This is a genomic window from Vibrio campbellii CAIM 519 = NBRC 15631 = ATCC 25920 (assembly GCF_002163755.1).
Taxonomy (GTDB): Bacteria; Pseudomonadota; Gammaproteobacteria; order Enterobacterales; family Vibrionaceae; genus Vibrio; species Vibrio campbellii.
Map to the genome: position 1 here is coordinate 1,656,418 of NZ_CP015863.1, position 16,783 is coordinate 1,673,200.

The 16,783-nt window shown below is 45.7% G+C and carries 17 protein-coding genes; 7 read left to right on the plus strand and 10 right to left on the minus strand.

Going from position 1 to position 16,783, the window contains the following annotated elements; genetic code table 11:
- The first annotated feature begins 50 nt into the window (after window positions 1-50).
- Genes A8140_RS07810 through A8140_RS07820 form a run of 3 tightly spaced genes read left to right on the plus strand, consistent with a single transcriptional unit; the run spans window position 51 to window position 1,164 of the window.
- The gene (locus A8140_RS07810) at window positions 51-431 is read left to right on the plus strand and encodes a hypothetical protein (protein WP_005528407.1); all 381 of its coding nucleotides are present in this window, start codon (window positions 51-53) and stop codon (window positions 429-431) included.
- A gap of 38 nt (window positions 432-469) precedes the next feature.
- The gene (locus A8140_RS07815; RefSeq protein WP_005528408.1) at window positions 470-688 is read left to right on the plus strand and encodes a hypothetical protein; all 219 of its coding nucleotides are present in this window, start codon (window positions 470-472) and stop codon (window positions 686-688) included.
- Between the two features lie 17 nt (window positions 689-705).
- Entirely contained in the window at window positions 706-1,164 is a 459-nt protein-coding gene (locus tag A8140_RS07820) for a GNAT family N-acetyltransferase (RefSeq protein WP_005528409.1), read from the plus strand.
- On the opposite strand, the gene A8140_RS25970 is transcribed toward A8140_RS07820, so the two are convergent.
- Window positions 1,137-1,361, minus strand: a complete 225-nt coding sequence (locus tag A8140_RS25970; RefSeq protein WP_029388790.1) for a DUF7661 family protein — start codon at window positions 1,359-1,361, stop codon at window positions 1,137-1,139. The genes A8140_RS07820 and A8140_RS25970 overlap by 28 nt on opposite strands.
- A complete protein-coding gene (locus A8140_RS07830) occupies window positions 1,358-2,176 on the minus strand; it encodes a sterol desaturase family protein (RefSeq protein ID WP_005528410.1) in 819 nt (272 codons plus the stop codon). The genes A8140_RS25970 and A8140_RS07830 overlap by 4 nt, the downstream gene beginning before the upstream one ends.
- A 183-nt stretch (window positions 2,177-2,359) precedes the next feature.
- Here A8140_RS07830 and A8140_RS07835 point away from each other — a divergent pair, with 183 nt between their 5' ends.
- On the plus strand, window positions 2,360-3,109 hold the full coding sequence (locus tag A8140_RS07835; protein ID WP_005528412.1) for a tRNA-uridine aminocarboxypropyltransferase: 750 nt from the start codon (window positions 2,360-2,362) through the stop codon (window positions 3,107-3,109).
- Between the two features lie 172 nt (window positions 3,110-3,281).
- On the plus strand, window positions 3,282-4,190 hold the full coding sequence (nagK, locus tag A8140_RS07840; RefSeq protein WP_005528413.1) for an N-acetylglucosamine kinase: 909 nt from the start codon (window positions 3,282-3,284) through the stop codon (window positions 4,188-4,190).
- Window positions 4,191-4,356: 166 nt separating this feature from the next.
- On the opposite strand, the gene A8140_RS07845 is transcribed toward nagK, so the two are convergent.
- The 6 genes from A8140_RS07845 to A8140_RS07870 all read right to left on the minus strand — a co-directional run bounded on the left by A8140_RS07845 (window position 4,357) and on the right by A8140_RS07870 (window position 9,324).
- Window positions 4,357-4,623, minus strand: coding sequence for a DUF2960 domain-containing protein (locus A8140_RS07845; RefSeq protein ID WP_005377584.1), 267 nt, complete (start codon window positions 4,621-4,623; stop codon window positions 4,357-4,359).
- Between the two features lie 74 nt (window positions 4,624-4,697).
- Window positions 4,698-6,476: a bifunctional molybdopterin-guanine dinucleotide biosynthesis adaptor protein MobB/molybdopterin molybdotransferase MoeA gene (locus A8140_RS07850; RefSeq protein WP_005528414.1), complete on the minus strand. Its 1,779-nt coding sequence runs from the start codon at window positions 6,474-6,476 to the stop codon at window positions 4,698-4,700.
- The gene (gene mobA, locus A8140_RS07855) at window positions 6,473-7,060 is read right to left on the minus strand and encodes a molybdenum cofactor guanylyltransferase MobA (protein WP_005528415.1); all 588 of its coding nucleotides are present in this window, start codon (window positions 7,058-7,060) and stop codon (window positions 6,473-6,475) included. The genes A8140_RS07850 and mobA overlap by 4 nt, the downstream gene beginning before the upstream one ends.
- Window positions 7,038-7,757 (minus strand): energy-coupling factor ABC transporter ATP-binding protein, encoded by a 720-nt coding sequence (locus tag A8140_RS07860; protein WP_005528416.1) that lies wholly within the window; start codon window positions 7,755-7,757, stop codon window positions 7,038-7,040. Before A8140_RS07860 ends, mobA begins: the two co-directional genes overlap by 23 nt.
- Before the next feature lie 43 nt (window positions 7,758-7,800).
- Window positions 7,801-8,499, minus strand: coding sequence for an ABC transporter permease (locus tag A8140_RS07865; protein WP_005528418.1), 699 nt, complete (start codon window positions 8,497-8,499; stop codon window positions 7,801-7,803).
- 6 nt (window positions 8,500-8,505) lie between these two features.
- Complete coding sequence (locus A8140_RS07870; RefSeq protein WP_038863175.1) at window positions 8,506-9,324, minus strand: ABC transporter substrate-binding protein; 819 nt, start codon at window positions 9,322-9,324, stop codon at window positions 8,506-8,508.
- A gap of 343 nt (window positions 9,325-9,667) precedes the next feature.
- On the opposite strand from A8140_RS07870, the gene A8140_RS07875 reads away from it, so the two are divergent.
- Entirely contained in the window at window positions 9,668-11,119 is a 1,452-nt protein-coding gene (locus tag A8140_RS07875) for a sigma-54-dependent transcriptional regulator (RefSeq protein ID WP_005528420.1), read from the plus strand.
- A complete protein-coding gene (locus tag A8140_RS07880; protein ID WP_005528423.1) occupies window positions 11,109-13,151 on the plus strand; it encodes a sensor histidine kinase in 2,043 nt (680 codons plus the stop codon). The genes A8140_RS07875 and A8140_RS07880 overlap by 11 nt, the downstream gene beginning before the upstream one ends.
- Window positions 13,152-13,250: 99 nt before the next feature.
- Here the strand turns inward: A8140_RS07880 and A8140_RS07885 are convergent, their stop codons facing one another.
- Window positions 13,251-14,129 (minus strand): mechanosensitive ion channel family protein, encoded by an 879-nt coding sequence (locus A8140_RS07885; protein ID WP_005528425.1) that lies wholly within the window; start codon window positions 14,127-14,129, stop codon window positions 13,251-13,253.
- A 2-nt stretch (window positions 14,130-14,131) separates the two neighbouring features.
- Window positions 14,132-16,477, minus strand: coding sequence for an ATP-binding protein (locus A8140_RS07890; RefSeq protein ID WP_005528427.1), 2,346 nt, complete (start codon window positions 16,475-16,477; stop codon window positions 14,132-14,134).
- Window positions 16,478-16,783 lie beyond the last annotated feature (306 nt).

Sequence of the window (16,783 nt, forward strand, 5' to 3'; positions counted from 1 at the left end):
TGATTTCTATATGCTTTGCGCATTCATTCAGATAAGGAAAGGAAACGATAATGGATAAATTCGTACTGTTTCTCCTATGCCTTTGCCTGACATTGGGTGGTGTCATCCACATTTACGACAATATTGTCGATGGCTTTTTGCCTTACGATTTTGCCCCAGGCTGGTTAAATATGTATTGGAGTGCGCTTGGCCTCCTTGATTTGCTTGCCGTGTATTTGTTGATCAAGCATCGCCGAACAGAGCTGGTTTTACTGTTATTGATCATGTTGAGCAGCGTTGGCTTCAACGCTTATGCGCACTATGGATTAGGCGTACTAGAGAGCAGTGGACAACTACAGTGGCAAACGTTGTTGTTAGGATTTTCTATTGGAGTATCTATCTGGCTGTGGAATTCGCAACAGCAGCGCCTATCACGTCAGATATTCCGTTAATTTTTTTGACGTTACGTATTTTTCAACAGGGAAGTGTTATGGATAATTTTAAGGAGCTAGCAAGCTTCGGCATTTTTGCAGCGTTATCAGGCTTCAGTTTTGGCGCCATCTTTTTTGGGATCGCATTTGTATATTCGGCCATCAACAAACAACAAGACGTGAGTGTACTCGCCATTTCGTCGATTATCTTGGGTATTATCGGCTTGTTCGTTGGCGTTACCCAGTCAAATAAAAAACGCGATTTGATTAAAGCTTAAGCTCATTAAAATAGAAAATGCTTAAACGCGTTTCGAGTGAAAACCCTTCGGTAGTATCCCTTACTAAAGATTGCTTTCAAGAATTGAGAGCAATCTACTTCCCAAACAAAACCGCAAAGCCGACTTCGAGCAACGACGAGTGGGTCACTTATGCCTATTTTGTTGATGCCAAAGCTGTTGCTTGCATCAAAGTCAAATCAACAAATAGCGAACTGCAATTGTCGGGGTTAGCCGTCGACAGAGCATATCGTAAACAGGGATTCGCTCGTCGATTAATTACGGCTACTTGTGAGTTATATAACTCGGCGAAAACTTTGAGCGTCTGGTGTGTGGAAGAAACGGGGAATGTCGAGGTGTTCAAAGCACTCGGTTTTGAAGTGCTGCAAAGTGAGGAGTCGACGTTATTCTCATTAACTAATGGTAACTCTGCAACAGAAGTTAAGCTGGTTTATTCAACCCGAAACACACATGGATGAGTTGCAGTCGCATGTTCGTGATACATATCATCTAGATAGGTCAGCAACTTGTCCTCATCGAGAGAGGGCGGCACTACAAAGTCTCTGATTGGGCGCTTTATCGAAGTTTCCGAATCGATATAAAGTGTCCAAATCCCATCTCTGCATTCAGCAAGCATGATTTTTCCAAACACATTTACTTTCATTGAACTGATCATGAGGAAGACTTTTCCTTGTAACGAAATGGTTGGGTGATCAGTTTATCCAATCTTTGCTCGTCTCTGTCGCGAATCTCTGGAACACCAATCACAACATCATCATGACCAAATTCCGGTTGAGCTCGGTAAGTGCCAAACAAACGATCCCAGATCGACAAGAAGAAACCAAAGTTTGAATGTGTCTCGCGCACGATGACAGAGTGGTGCACGCGGTGCATGTCTGGCGTCACAACCATTTTACGTAACTTCGCATCCCAAGGCAGTGAAAGCTTTGCATTGCTATGGTTAAACATCGCGCTAGCATTCAATACGATTTCAAACATCACGATGGCGATAGGAGACACGCCCAAAGCGAAAACAGCAGCGATTTTTACAATCATTGAGAGAATGATTTCTATCGGGTGGAATCGTGTCCCGGTTGTGACATCGATATCCAAGTCAGCATGATGCATGCGGTGAAGCTTCCATAGCGGTTTAACGCGATGGAAGACTAAATGCTGCAGGTAGATGATGAGATCGAGTAGCACAACGGCTATCAGCACATTTAACCAAGTCGGGAAGGCAAGAGCATTGAGTAGCCCCCACTGGTTTTCATAAGCGATGATGGCTGCTTGGAAAGCGGCGATAGGCATCACAACGGCAATAACGATGCTGTTTAGCGCGACCAATGTGAGGTTGTTAAACCAGCGAAATGAACGGTCGACGGTCAACTGCTTTCTCGGTAGCTTGTTTTCCCAAAGGGTACACAGCAACAAAACACCAATAAAGATGCTGAGTCGTAGCCAAGAAGGGTCGTTAAATGCAATTTCGGTCACGCTGATTTCCTTGATTGATTCGCTTATTTGTTAAGACCTTAAGACTCCACCGTATCTTTCACCGAGAAGAAAGGAATGTGAATATCAGTCCGTTTACGAGCATTTCTTGAGACTCACTGGCGATGCAAGTAGAATCGCGCTCTACTTTATACATGCACTTATTCTAACTGGCACTTTCTATCCATGAGAATCCACGCTTTCCATCGTTTATACCAGCACCGTCAATCTATCTCAACGAAGCCGTTTAACGCTCGTGGTTGTAAAGTGGTTCGCTGTCCTTATTGTCAGGTATCTGAACAATATTGTTTGTGCGACATTCAGCCGAACATCGAGTCCAATATTGCCTGCATGCTGATCGTATCGGAAAACGAAGTGTTCAAGCCGAGTAACACCGGGCGCCTAATTGCTGATACGATTCAAGAGACCTACGTGTATCAATGGAATCGTACTGAGCCTTCTCAAGAGATGCTCACACTGCTAGAGAACGATGCTTATCAACCTGTGGTTGTCTTCCCTTTAGATTATGTGGATGAGCCTGACCGTTTGTTGGGCGGTTTAAATCCAGAGCGTTTGAAGGCAGCTGATGGCTCAGACAAAAAATGGTTACTGATCTTCATTGATGGCAGTTGGCGAGAAGCTCGTAAGATCTTCCGCCGTTCAGAGTTCTTGAAGTCTTTGCCTGTGCTTTCTATTGAGCCGGAATCATTGTCTGAATACATCATGCGCCGCTCGGACAATGAGCAGCATCTGTCTACTGCAGAAGTCGCGACGCTAGTATTCAAACAGGCAGGTGAAGAGCAAGCTTCGGAGTGTCTGCAATTGTGGTTTGAAGCCTTCCGTGAAACCTATATGTTGACGAAAACTCGCGTGAAAACCGACTGGTCTCGCCCGCATCTGAAACGTTTCAAAGAGTGGGCTAAAATCGAGAGCTAACTCTAAGGAATGAACTTTTGTTGATGGCTTGTTGTTCAACTGGCTTCAACGAGGGGATAAATCTGCATTCCGTCACGGTTTGCAGGCGTACAGATATGGATAATGCCTAAAGTTTATCTTTTTGACTCCAGCATATTTTGGGAGTCGTTTGAGCATTTTAGGAGAGAATTGCATGTATTACGGCTTTGATGTCGGTGGCACTAAAATCGAGTTTGGTGCGTTTAACGAAAAACTTGAGCGTGTAGCAACTGAACGTGTACCAACACCAACAGACAACTACGATTTGCTGGTAGAAACCATTGCAGGTCTAGTTAACAAATACGATGCGGAATTTGGTTGTGAAGGTACGATTGGTCTTGGTCTTCCGGGGATGGAAGATGCTGATGATGCAACTGTACTAACGGTTAACGTACCTGCAGCAAAAGGCAAACCACTTCGCGCTGATCTTGAAGCTAAAATCGGTCGCAGCGTAAAAATTGAAAACGATGCAAACTGTTTTGCGCTTTCTGAAGCATGGGATGAAGACCTTCAAGATGAACCATCTGTACTAGGTTTGATCCTTGGTACTGGTTTTGGTGGCGGCTTTATCTACGAAGGTAAAGTATTCTCTGGCCGTAACCACGTAGCGGGTGAGGTAGGTCATACTCGTCTTCCTCTTGACGCATGGTTCCACCTAGGCGAAAACGCGCCTCTACTAGGTTGTGGTTGTGAAAAGAAAGGTTGTTTAGATAGCTACCTATCTGGTCGTGGTTTCGAGCTTCTTTACGCGCATTACTACGGCGAAGAGAAGAAAGCGATCGACATTATCAAAGCAAACGCAGAAGGCGAAGCAAAAGCGGTTGAGCACGTTGAGCGCTTTATGGAGCTTCTAGCAATCTGTTTCGCGAACCTGTTTACTGCGAGTGACCCACACGTTGTTGTACTAGGCGGCGGTCTATCTAACTTCGAACTGATTTACGAAGAGATGCCAAAACGTATTCCTAAGTACCTGCTTTCTGTGGCGAAATGTCCAAAGATCATCAAAGCAAAACACGGTGATTCAGGCGGCGTACGTGGTGCTGCGTTCCTAAACATTAAATAATCGTCTGAGCTTTCAGTGAGCGAAAACACATAAGACCAACATTGAAAGCCTCGTTTTCCTTTAAGGTGAAACGAGGCTTTTTATTTATAGAGAACGAACAAAAAGAATAGGTATAAAAAAACTCGCGACGAATTGCGAGTTTTTGTTTTGGTCCGTGTAGCTTGGCTTATTTGTTCTTTTTACCTACGCCCAAGTTTTCTTTTTGAGCTAGGGTGATTTTGCTAAAGCCTAATTTTCTGAAGTAGTTATCACGGTAGTTACGCACCGCTTTAGTATCAGATACTGCTTCAATTTGTTGCTCCATCTTTAGGAACTCAGTGATATCGATACCTTCTGCTTCTGCAACTGCTTCTTGAATGTTGCGGTGTTGCTGGTACGAGAACGTCAGTTCTTTGTCTTGGTCTTTGTAAGTGTAAAGAATGGTGCGAGCCATAGCTGTCTCTCTGAAAAATTTTTCTGTAATCAATAAAAAGGCCAGACATGCTGACCTTTGAATTCTGAATCGGCCTAGATTCTGCCCTGAAGCGGGATAATTGTCACGCTTTCTCCCGCTTTTACTGTGTCAACAGCAGGGGAGATTTCGATCAGGCAGTTTGCCTCGCTCATTGAGCGCAAGATACCAGAACCTTGTTTGCCCGTTGTGCGAACCGTTAGGCGACCTGTTTCGTCTAGCTCGTAAATACCACGGCTAAACTCGGTACGACCTTGGCGAGAGCGCAGATTTTCTGTTGCAATGGCACTGACTTTGAGTGGCTTCCAACCTTGTTCACCTTGCATCTTACGCAGCGCAGGCTCAACAAAGTTAATGAATGAAACCATCACGGCAACAGGGTTACCCGGCAAACCAAAGAAAGGTTTATCGTTGATTTGACCGAACGCAAGCGGACGACCAGGGCGCATGTTGATACGCCAGAAATCAATTTGCCCCAGTTTATCCAATGCCAGCTTAATGTAATCGGCATCGCCAACGGAAACACCGCCAGAAGTCATCACTACGTCGGCTTGCGCAGAAGCATTTTCGAGCGCTTCAATCATCAATTGCTCGTTGTCTTCTAGAATACCGAAATCCAAAATTTCGCAGCCAAGTTTCTCTAACATGCCCATGATAGTGAAACGGTTTGAATCGTAAATTGAATTCGCTTTCTGTTCTGTGCCTGGCGCTTGAACTTCGTCACCGGTAGAGAACACAGCAACTTTCAACTTGCGGAACACGTTCGCTTCGCCAAAACCAAGAGAAGCAATCATGCCCATCTCAGGAGAAGCTAGACGAGTGCCTGCGGTAAACACATCGCTACCAATTGCTAAGTCTTCACCTGCTTGGCGAACGTTTTGACCGGTTTTGATGCTCGCACCATTGAACGTGAGTGTATCGCCGTCTTGGGAAGCTTGTTCACGCATAACAACGGTATCACCATTGATAGGTGTTGGGGCGCCCGTCATGATCTTAACCGCTTGACCAACTTCTAAAGGTTGATCGTAAGCATGACCCGCCATCACTTCAGCAACCACTTGGTAGCTTTCACGCTCGACGTCATCACCGCGAATCGCGTAACCGTCCATCGCTGAGTTGGTGTATTGCGGCACGTTCACTGGTGACACCAAATGATCTGCAAGCACACGACCGTATGCATCTTCAATCTTACATGCTTCGGTTTCAGCAACCGTGTTCACCAAAGATAGGATCTTTTCTTGTCCTTGAACGACAGAGAGGAAAGCTGGAGAAAGGGTATCGCAGCAAGCGGCTTCTTTCTCTTTACTCTTTGGTGCTTTCGCTTCTTGGACATACTCAATAACGAACTGGGCAATCGCTTCAAGATCGTTGATGTTCATTTGTGGCAGATCAGAAACCAATTCGCCGCTGTCTGAAGCAATCGCGATGATGTTTTCATCATTTGGATGAAGCCAAGGCTTGCCGACTTCTTCACGGTGCAATTCGATCTTAGGAAATGCAATGTTTTTGCAGCCTTCCACCAGAACCACGTCTAGCTTGTCTTCATCGAATCGAGTCAGTAGGTAATCAAACTCAGATTCTGACTCAGGTGTTTCTGTCATTAGGGCAAAGCGGTTACGAGAAGAGATCAGCATTTGCGATGCGCCTGCTTTACGTAGGCGATGGCTGTCTTTGCCCGGTTGGTCGACATCGAAGTTATGGTGTGCGTGTTTTAGCATACCGATGCGTAAACCAGCTTCGGTCAACTTTGGTAGCAATGCTTCAAGTAGCGTAGTTTTGCCCGTACCAGAGTAGGCAGCAAAACCAAGAATAGGGATGTTTAGCGTGTGTTTCATGATTCAAGTTGTCCAAATTGCGCCAATTCTTCAGGCGTATTTAAGTTGACGAAACAGTTTGGTGAGTCGCTAAAGTCAACGTAACTGGTGTTGCACTCTTTGTAGAGTAGGATGATCTTACGATCGCCACGTTCTAAAAACGCGGTCAGCTTTGGCAGTACGCGCTTGTGATAAAGCGTGAAGACAGGCTGCTGGTGGTCGCCATCATGAGCAACCAAAATATCGGTGTCTTCTTTTACCGCATTGCAAAAACGTTCAACAAGATCAGTGTTGATTCGTGGGCTGTCGCAAGGGACGAAGCCAACCCAATCGGTTTCTGCATGAACCAAGCCCGCGTGGATACCGCCCATCGGACCTGGGAAATCTTTAAATTGATCGCTGAAAACGAAACCAAACGCACGGTAGGCGTCTTGGTTTCGGTTCGCATTGATTAGAATGCGTGGTGTTTGCGGAGATAAACGTTCGATAACGTGTTCGATGAGTGGCTTCTGATTCAGTTCGATCAGACCTTTGTCTTTTCCACCCATGCGGCTGGCTTGACCACCAGCCAAAATGACCCAACTAGTTTGTGTTGGCTGAAGCATATGCGTTCTCTTGGGATGTTTCTTTTGGTATGACATACAAGAGTGGAGACTCTATTAAAGTCTTGTCTTTAATCCACCACTGTTTTTTACATAAATCCGTCAACGCGTTCGCTTGGTGGCTCGTCACAACAATACTAGAACCGCGATCAAGCAGATCTTTTGCCATGATAACCAGACGTTCAATCGACTCTTGGTCGAGAGAGGCACTTGGTTCGTCCATCAACAAAATCGATGGTTTTAAGATCCAAGCTCGTGCCATTGCTACGCGTTGCTTCTCACCGCCGGACAATACAGAGATGTGTTCGTCGGCTAAGGTTTCTAACCCTACCATGCGCAGCGCACTAATAACTTGAGCTCGCTTATCTTTTGCTGTGTTTTGTTGATATTTAACTCCATAAACGACGTTTTCATACACAGTGCCGTCAAAAAGGTAAGGAGACTGATGGAGATAAATCACGTCAACACGACCATTGCGACGTGTCCACTGCTTCAACCAAGTATCTTTTGGAGCCACCACTTTCCCCGTTGAAGGCTTGAGTAAACCTGCAAGGATCTTGAGTAGGGTGGTTTTACCAACGCCATTGTCACCTTTTAGGTAAATCGCGTCGTTTGGACCAATGGCCAATTCAGGAATGTGGAAAAGCACACGCTCTTTAAAGCGCATGGACAATTGCTCGGCGGTAATTTTTATAGTCATAATTCACCCTTACATTGGGTCGATGGCGAGTCGATTGCTTGCTTTATGTTCTTAGATAGCCTTTGCCTCTCATGTTCGATAAGAGGAAGTTGAGCGCTAACGCTAACGATAGTAATACAATCCCTAAAGCAACTCCTTGCGCAAAAGCACCTTTACTACTTTCCATAGCAATGGCAGTAGGAATATTACGGGTTACGCCCATAATGTTGCCACCAACCATCATTGAACAGCCTACCTCTGTGACGATTCGTGAGAATCCCGCAATGATAGCCGCCAATAAAGGAAAACGTGTCTCCCAGATCACAGTAGCAGCGATACGAGGGATTGACGCACCTAACGTAATCGCTGTTTCAACTGCGCGACGGTCACTCGATTGAAGCGCACCGTGCATCATGGAAACCAGAACCGGAAAACAGACGATCATTTGTCCTAAGATCATGGCTTTTTGCGTAAACAGCATTTGCCAATCACCCAAAGGGCCTGCTCTTGAAAGCATCATGTACAGCAGCAAACCAATCACGACCGTTGGCACCGCCTGTAAGGTGTTCACAATGGACAGCAAGAACCACTTACCACGGAACTCGGTGTAGGCGAGGACAAAAGACATCAAAATAGACGGCAATACCACCAAAGATATTGCCGTAATAGAAACACTAAAGGAGACCGCAACGATCTCCCATAGGTCTGCATCAAAATTCACCAGTAAGCGCAGTGCTTCTAGTGTTGTATCAGCAAGATTCATATTGCGTTATTTGCTCTCAGCATTCGCAACGAACAATTGTTTACCATTCAGACGGAAGCCATTGATCAGCTCTTGACCGCGTGGGTTCACCAACCAGTCACTGAAAGCCTTCGCACCTTGGTAGTTGATGGTTGGGTAACGCTCTGGGTTAACCAAAATCACTTGGTACGGGTTAAACAGTTTTTCGTCGCCTTGGAATAGAATCGCAAGATCCAATTTGTTTTGGTAAGCCAACCAAGTACCACGGTCAGTCATAGTGTAGCCTTGCATTTCTGACGCCATGTTTAGAGTAGGACCCATGCCTTGACCTACGCTGCGGTAGCCACCAAAGTTTGGTTCCATCTTAGTTTGCGCCCAGATGCCTAGTTCTTTTTTGTGTGTACCAGAATCATCGCCACGAGAGATGAATGTCGCGTCTTTGTTTGCGATCTCTTTGAATACGTCTAGTGCTGACGCATCGTCTTTTACTTGCGCTGGGTCAGCTTTAGGGCCAACGATAACGAAGTCGTTGTACATCAGTTTACGAGGAAGGACACCGTAGCCTTTCTCAACGAACACGCCTTCTGCTTTAGGTGCGTGTGTCATTACCAAATCAACGTCGCCGTTTTCACCCATCTTCAGCGCTTTACCTGTACCAGCAGCGATGATATCCACTTTGTAGCCAGTGTCTTTTTCAAATTGAGGAAGTAGATAGTCCAGTAAGCCAGAGTGGTAAGTACTTGTTGTTGTCGCCAGACGAATGTGTTCGCCTTCTTGAGCTGAAAAAGCAGAGTAGCTTACAAGAGTGATTGACGTTGCAGCTAGAGTCAGCGCAATTTTTTTCATTTTAGTTGTTTCCTTTCCAATGATTCTTTGGCTTCTTAAGTCTTGGGTTACTAAAGAAGTCGCCAGAGCGTCATAGCGCGCTCATATCACAAGCTACCTTAGGGTGAGGGAGCGAGAAGCGATGGTATTGCATTGATGTCTCCCACATCCTGAGATCACTTGGACACTCCATATAGCAAACAAGATGCCAACATTTTACAAGCCCAAAATGTTTGATTTATGCGTTAATTCATGGGCTTATTTGCACAAAAATTTGCGTTGGTACAAAATGTCGCACTTTTTGTAGGGTATCTCTGTTTAAACTTGGTACACTCTGTCCCATTCAAATCCAACTGGGGTAAATATGTCTACTCAATCCCATATTAGTACAAACCAACAATACAACGCTTTTTCAGTAATGGTCGTTGATGATGAACTCGGTATGCAAGCCATCCTTAAAAAGGCTCTGGGCAAACTGTTTTCGCAAGTCGATACAGCGGGCAGCATTGAAGAAGCGGAAGAGCTACGTAACTCACGCCACTATGATTTGATTCTGTTGGATATCAACTTGCCGGGGCGTTCAGGGATTGAATGGGAAGAGGCGTTTGAAGATGACGACAAACGCGCGGATGTCATCTTTATGACCGGCTACGCGGATTTGGAAATTGCGATTCGAGCACTACAGCTTGGCGCGTCGGATTTTATCCTCAAGCCGTTTAATCTAGAGCAGATGCTGAAAGCAGTCTGCCGCTGTATGGATCGCCGTCTGAACGAGCGCATGCAATACGCGATGAAGCGAGACTATCAGCGTCACAACACCTCAGAGATTATTGGTGGTTCGGAAAAAACTCGTCAGCTCAAACAGTTGATCACTCAATTTGCACCGTCTCGCGCATCTGTCCTAGTGGAAGGCGAGTCGGGCACCGGTAAAGAGTTAGTAGCGAGAGGCATTCACCAAGCAAGCGGTCGAACAGGTCCATTCGTCCCACTTAACTGTGGCGCGATTGCACCAGAGCTTTTGGAGAGTGAGCTATTCGGTCACACCTCGGGGGCTTTTACAGGCGCTAAGAAATCTCGCGAAGGTCTTTTCCGCGTAGCCAATGGCGGCACATTGTTCCTTGATGAAATCGGTGAGATGCCTTTATCCATGCAAGCATCACTGCTGCGTGTATTAGAGCAGCGCACCATTCGTCCGGTAGGTTCTGAGCGTGAAATCAGTATTGATGTTCGTATTGTCGCGGCGACCAACCGCAACCTCCAAGAAGAGGTCAACAAAGGTAACTTCCGTAGCGACCTTTACTACCGTTTGAACGTGTTGAAGATCGAAGTTTCCCCTCTGCGTGAGCGTAAAACTGACTTGTTTGAACTGGTTCCATACTTTAGCAATATGCTGACCAGTGAACTGGGTATGCAAGCACCGAAGTGGGCCCATGAAGATATGGAAGCCATGAGTGAATACGATTGGCCGGGCAACATTCGTGAGCTTAAAAACCTCATTGAACGTTGCATTCTGCTAGGCAAACCGCCGGCGCATCACTGGCGTGAACTCAATGGCGGCCATGCTTTACCTAATGTTTCCATTACCGTATCACACAGTGAAGAATTACCAACCTTCAAAGAGGGTAAAGAGTTTTCCGGTGAAGGCTACCCAAACACTTGGACATTAAAAGAAGTGGAAAAAGCGCATATCCAACAATTGGTTAATTTGCACGAAGGCAACAAGTCGGCGGCGGCTCGAGATTTAGGAGTGGCACGAAAAACGCTAGAGCGCAAATACAAAGAGTGGGATTCTGAGGACGAGGATTATGCCGAGTAGCAGTTGGCAGCAACACAAAGGATTGTCTAAATGGACGTATCGATTCAAAACCATGGTGCGTTATCGACTGTTGATTTTGACATCTGTGCCAATTTTTCTAACGCTGATAGCCCTTATCGGCATTACGATCTATTGGTCGATTCACTATACGTGGCAAAACGCGTTGTTAGACGTATCGGAGCGTTTAGGTGTTGCGAATAACAGCATTACGCTGCTGCAACAAAAGCAGGCTAACTACGTCAAATCGTTCGCGGACTCTTATGACTTCCGTACCCGAGTGAATCAAAATGTCCCACAAGCGGAGTTGCAAAAGTGGGTGACGGCGCAGAAAAAACGCTACGGTTTGGACTTTTTGTCCTTCCAAAGTGTTAACTCGATGGAAAACAAATTCCGCTTTATGGATTTAACTAAGCGCGAGTCTTTCTTCGATGTTCTGGACAAAAAAGAGCTGGAAAAGCTAGACCCCGAACTCGCCAAGCGTGCTGAAGTACCAATTCTAAAAAATGGTGGAGTGGAAGCACGCGGCTTGGTGAGTCGAACTGTGATCCCAGTTTGCAGCCAACAGAACGACTTAATTGGCTTCTTAGATGGCGGTTTGCTGCTTAACAACAGCACGGTATTGGTCGATCAAATTCGTGATCTTATCTATTTGAGTGATAACGACACCCTCCGCCCCGTGGGGACTTTGACGTTATTCTTGGATGACCTTCGTGTTAGTACTAACGTTCCCTTAGACAGTGACCAACGTTTAGGTCGCGCTATCGGTACGAGAGTGAGTTCTGAGGTATACAACAAGGTGTTGGCGGAAGGTGAGCAATGGATCGACCGCGCGTTTGTTTACGATGCTTGGTACATCACCGCTTATCAACCAATCAAAGACCAGTACAATAATGTCATCGGGATGCTCTACACCGGTTACTTGATGTGGCCATTCGTCACAGTGTATATGACCAATATCGTCGAGATAAGCTTAATCACTTTAATGCTGCTCTTAGTTTCTGGTGTGATGGTGTATCGCGGCTCGCGAGACTTATTCCGTCCAATTGAACGCATCCATAAAGTCGTGAAATTAGTCCAGTTGGGCAAAGAAAAACGTATTGGTCCTCTCGGACTCGACGAACATCATGAGCTGGCTCAATTGGCTCGTCAGTTCGATAATATGCTCGATGCTTTGGAAGATCGTAAAGTCGAACTTAAGAGCTCAGCCATGCAACTAGAAGGCAAAGTTCAACAACGCACGGCGAGTTTGAAAGATAAGACCGAACAACTCGAACTTCATATTCAATTGCTCAACCAAACCCGTGACAAGCTTGTGGTCAACGAAAAACTTGCTGCATTGGGTGAGTTAACCGCGGGTATCGCGCACGAGATTAACAACCCAACCGCAGTGATTCTGGGTAACGTTGAATTGATTCAGTTTGAGCTAGGTGAAGAAGCAAGCCGCGTTCAGGAAGAAATAGATGCCATCCACGCTCAGATCGACCGCATTCGTAATATCACGCGCAGCTTACTGCAATACAGCCGTCAGGGCGGTGTACAAGACGAAACTACGTGGCAGCACGTGAATCCAATCATTGACGAGAGCATCACGCTGGTTAAAACCGGCACTAAAAAGCGCGACATCGAGTTTGTCACCGATCTACAGGCCCATACTTCGGTTGAGATCAATCGCCACCACTTGCTGCAGATTTTGGTGAACTTGCAGATGAATGGCATTCACGCGATGGACGACAAAGGCAAGCTAACCGTTGTGAGTGAAGATTGGATTGAAGACGGCGAATTGAAAGGTGCTGCGATTCATGTCACTGACGAAGGTTGTGGTATTAAGCCAGAAAACTTAAGCCGTATCTTCTCTCCGTTTTATACCACCAAACGCGACGGTACCGGGCTAGGGCTTTCGGTTTCTCAAAGTATTCTTAGTCAAACCGGCGGCGAGCTAAAAGCCGAATCGGAATGGGGCAAAGGCAGTACGTTTAGTATCTACCTGCCAAAGAAAGCCGAGCTTCTGCTTGAGGTGATGAATATTGCTTAACAGTTTTTATGATTAGCTAACGCAGAAAGAAAAGGGTCAGTGTAATCACTGACCCTTTTTGTATCTGTCCTTCTATAAACGCGAGAGGAATACGTTGAATTACCCCGTATGCACTGCAATCTTCGGTGGATTGATGCCATGCTTCTTGAACTCTTTCATTACACGCAGAGTAATGTCGGTTTCAAACAGCTTCTCGTACGCGGTATCTACCACATAAGCTTTACACGTTAGCTGAATCGCCAAATAGTTATCAGTAATAGTCTGCTTCACAAGCACCGTTACTGGCTTAGGTAGGTGGATATAACGGCTTGAAGACGCCGCTTCCTGAATCAAGTCACGCGCTAACGTAATGTCTTCATTCATACCCACATAGAACGGAATCACTACCTGCATATCCAGCGCACCATAGTTACCGCTGACCACAACTTCACTTAAGAACTTGTTGTTTGGAATCGTAATGATGTCATCGGTTAGGGTACGCATACGCACAGAGCGCAAACCAATCGCAATGATATCGCCGTAGTTACCTTCGAACGTGACGCGGTCACCAACTTGGAACGGACGGTCAACCATAACGGTCATACCCGCGATGAAGGATGCGGCTAGGTCTTTCAAGGCGAAACCAACCGAAACCGCTAACGTACCACCAATCAAAGCAAGGATTTGATCGTTAATACGGAAGCTCATCATAAACACGACAGAGCCAGCGGTTAAGTAGATAAAGAACTGTAAGAAAGACTGAAGCTTTTGCAGCACCATGCGGTATTGCACGAACTGGCTGCCGATGCTTTCTACCATCGAGTTCATGAACTTAAGCAATAGCCACGTTGAGGCAATCACAATGATGGAGAAGAACACGCCGCTCCAACGAATTAGGCTAGCGATTTGCGAAATATTATCCACACTTGCGATCTCTTCGGTCGCCAATGCAGAGGTGTTAAGTAGCGATAACGCTAATACGGTGAGTAATCTTTTCATCGTTATTTCACCAATAAATGTTGACGGTCGAGAACGTTGGTAATGTGACGGAACCAGTGGTCCGACACGCGCGCTTTGTCTTCGCTCCATTCGATAAAGCCACGGCTTTGGAAATAGCGTAGGGTACCAATCACTTCTGCAATACTAAGTTGAGTACATTCTGACAGTTCTTCTGGAGACGCGACCTCAAGCTGAACAATCGAGCGTAAAACTGCCAGCATTGGTTTTGGCATTTTCTCTAGCTCTTGAGATTCTGGCGCGTGGAACAATCTAACCACGACTTGTTGCGTCTCTTTGTTCTGGCGCAAAGAAAGACGAAAGAAGCGCAATGCAACGGTAGGATTTCCATCTGAGTAATGCCATAAGATACGGTAGAAACCTTGTTTGGCACGCTCTTCTTCAGTGATGTCCTCTTGGTCCCATTGCTTAGGCACCACAAGGCCATCAAAGGTTACGGGGTTTTCAATCTCTTGATTGATGCGCGTATCAAACAAAGCAGACAACTGTTTCTCATTCCATCGTGGCATAAACACAACCCAATCAAACAATAAGCGCTCGCCACGAGCACGGTCTACAAAGCGCCAACTTGCTTTTTCAATCGCCATCACAACGCGGTGGTTCCGCCTCGAACGACGCAATAGATTGGTTAATTTAATCAAGCCCCCAAGGCCGCCCACCATTGGTTTAACCAAGCGCTGCGCGTTATCAACGGCAATAAGATAAGAGGTGTCGCTTTTACGCAAGGCAGAGAGCACCTGAATTTCAGATACTTCCCCCTCTAAGCCAATTTGCAAAGCAAGTTCTTGTAGCAATTCACTGTAACCTGAATAGGGGCAGTTGATATAAATTGGCTTGGCATTTTTTACTTTACTTAATATTGTGCGGAGGAAGGTTGTGGTACCCACACCACGCTCGCCAGACAGCACACAAACAGCGGGACTGTCTGTCAGAAGGTGTTTAGACAATAGCTTGATTTCTTCACCAGCGTATTCGACCACCTCACTCTCTTCGCTACCGGGTAAAATGTACTGAAACGCTTGCTCGCCTTTTATCCTGGCTAGATTAGTATCACCGCCTTTATTACCCGTTTGCTTGGCGAATTCGATACGGAACAAGTATGCTAACGCTTGACTAAACATGGTGTAGTTAGACAGCATTGCTACGACACGGTGTTTGAAGTTATGCAGCATTATCCAGACTGCGCAAATCGCAGTCCCAATGATGCTGAGTAAAAAAGTGTCCTTACGTCGCAGTGACCAGTTCACCCACACAGGACGATCGGAAAGTTTCTCGGCGGCTTCAAATACCTTTTTACGCCACATACGCAACACCGAAAGTGTTACCAATACGAACCAGAAGAAAACCGCGCTGCAGATCCAAGAATAAATGGTACCTTTGCCTAAGGTGCGAATCGAGATTTGAAGAATGACCCCGGCGACGATCGCGCTCCACACGTAACGTCGAATAGTCGACAAACGCAGGGCAATCACTTCCTTGCTGGTACTTCGGCTATTACGATAAGCAAACTCGAGGAGAAAGCTAATCGCAATTGAGCCCCCGAGCACCCACCAAGTGAAGATTTCTAAAATGGTCAAATGCTGTAAGCTTGGGATTTGTGATAATACTCTGAGAGAAAGCGTTATCGCAATCAACCAAGCGATGGCACGATGCGCACGGCTGATGTACCAAATTAAACGAACCCAAATCGGTGGCTTAGCGACATTATCCAGTTGAGTTTCGCGAAATAGAGTTATGATCCGCTTGCTGTTGGCTAACCACCAAAATAAGCCCAAGTATATGAACAGCACTTTGGTTCCAGCCCAAATGACCGGAATTGGTGAAATCATAATTTCTTTGATCAGTGACTTAAAAGCGCGAATCTGAAAGAACAGCAGGTACTCTACGTTGAGCTGAGTTTGACGCCATTCTTGTTTGAACTGCGTAACGCCATAAGGACCAAAGCTGGTCATTTTATCGTGAGTGATCGGGTCGGTTACTTCGAGTAAACGCTCTTTACTTTGACTCAAGTTGTTCAGCGTTAGGTAACTTGATTGCGTTTCAAACCATTCATTGTCCTCACCGGACTTACGGTAAGCCTTCAAATGCTGATCAAAAACAAGGGTCTGTTTACGCTGCTCGCTTATTACAGCATTGAGCAGTTGGTTAACCTTACGTTTGTCTTGGTCAGACATGAACAAAGGCTCTGGTAGCTTATTGATTTCTTCAGTGATTTCTGTCGCAACAGGCAGTATTTTTGGCTCAGGTTGGAAATCATATTCCCATTCAGCGAAAGCGGGGTGAGAAAGTGCGAGTCCAAATAGCATTAAAATGCGCACCATGAGATTCATAAAATTCTCTTAAAACTTAGAAGGTTAGAGAAAGTGTAGTCGCTCTGTCGTGATATGCGAATTTTAACGCTCCGTTATGCGCCGTACCATGATTTCGTAGTCATCATGATTTCTTTTGAAAATTATTCAATATCTTAGTGACTTGGGTAAACCTGTCATTTGAATGAGTGAGGTTTATCTTTACCTAATCAAGTCAATTACCCTATTAAGCGTTGCTTTTCTCACTAATTAATAAAAACAAAACTTGAAGTGTGTTGCCTTAAGCAGTAACGTTGCGCGGTTTTTCCTAATAAACTTAAATTGCTA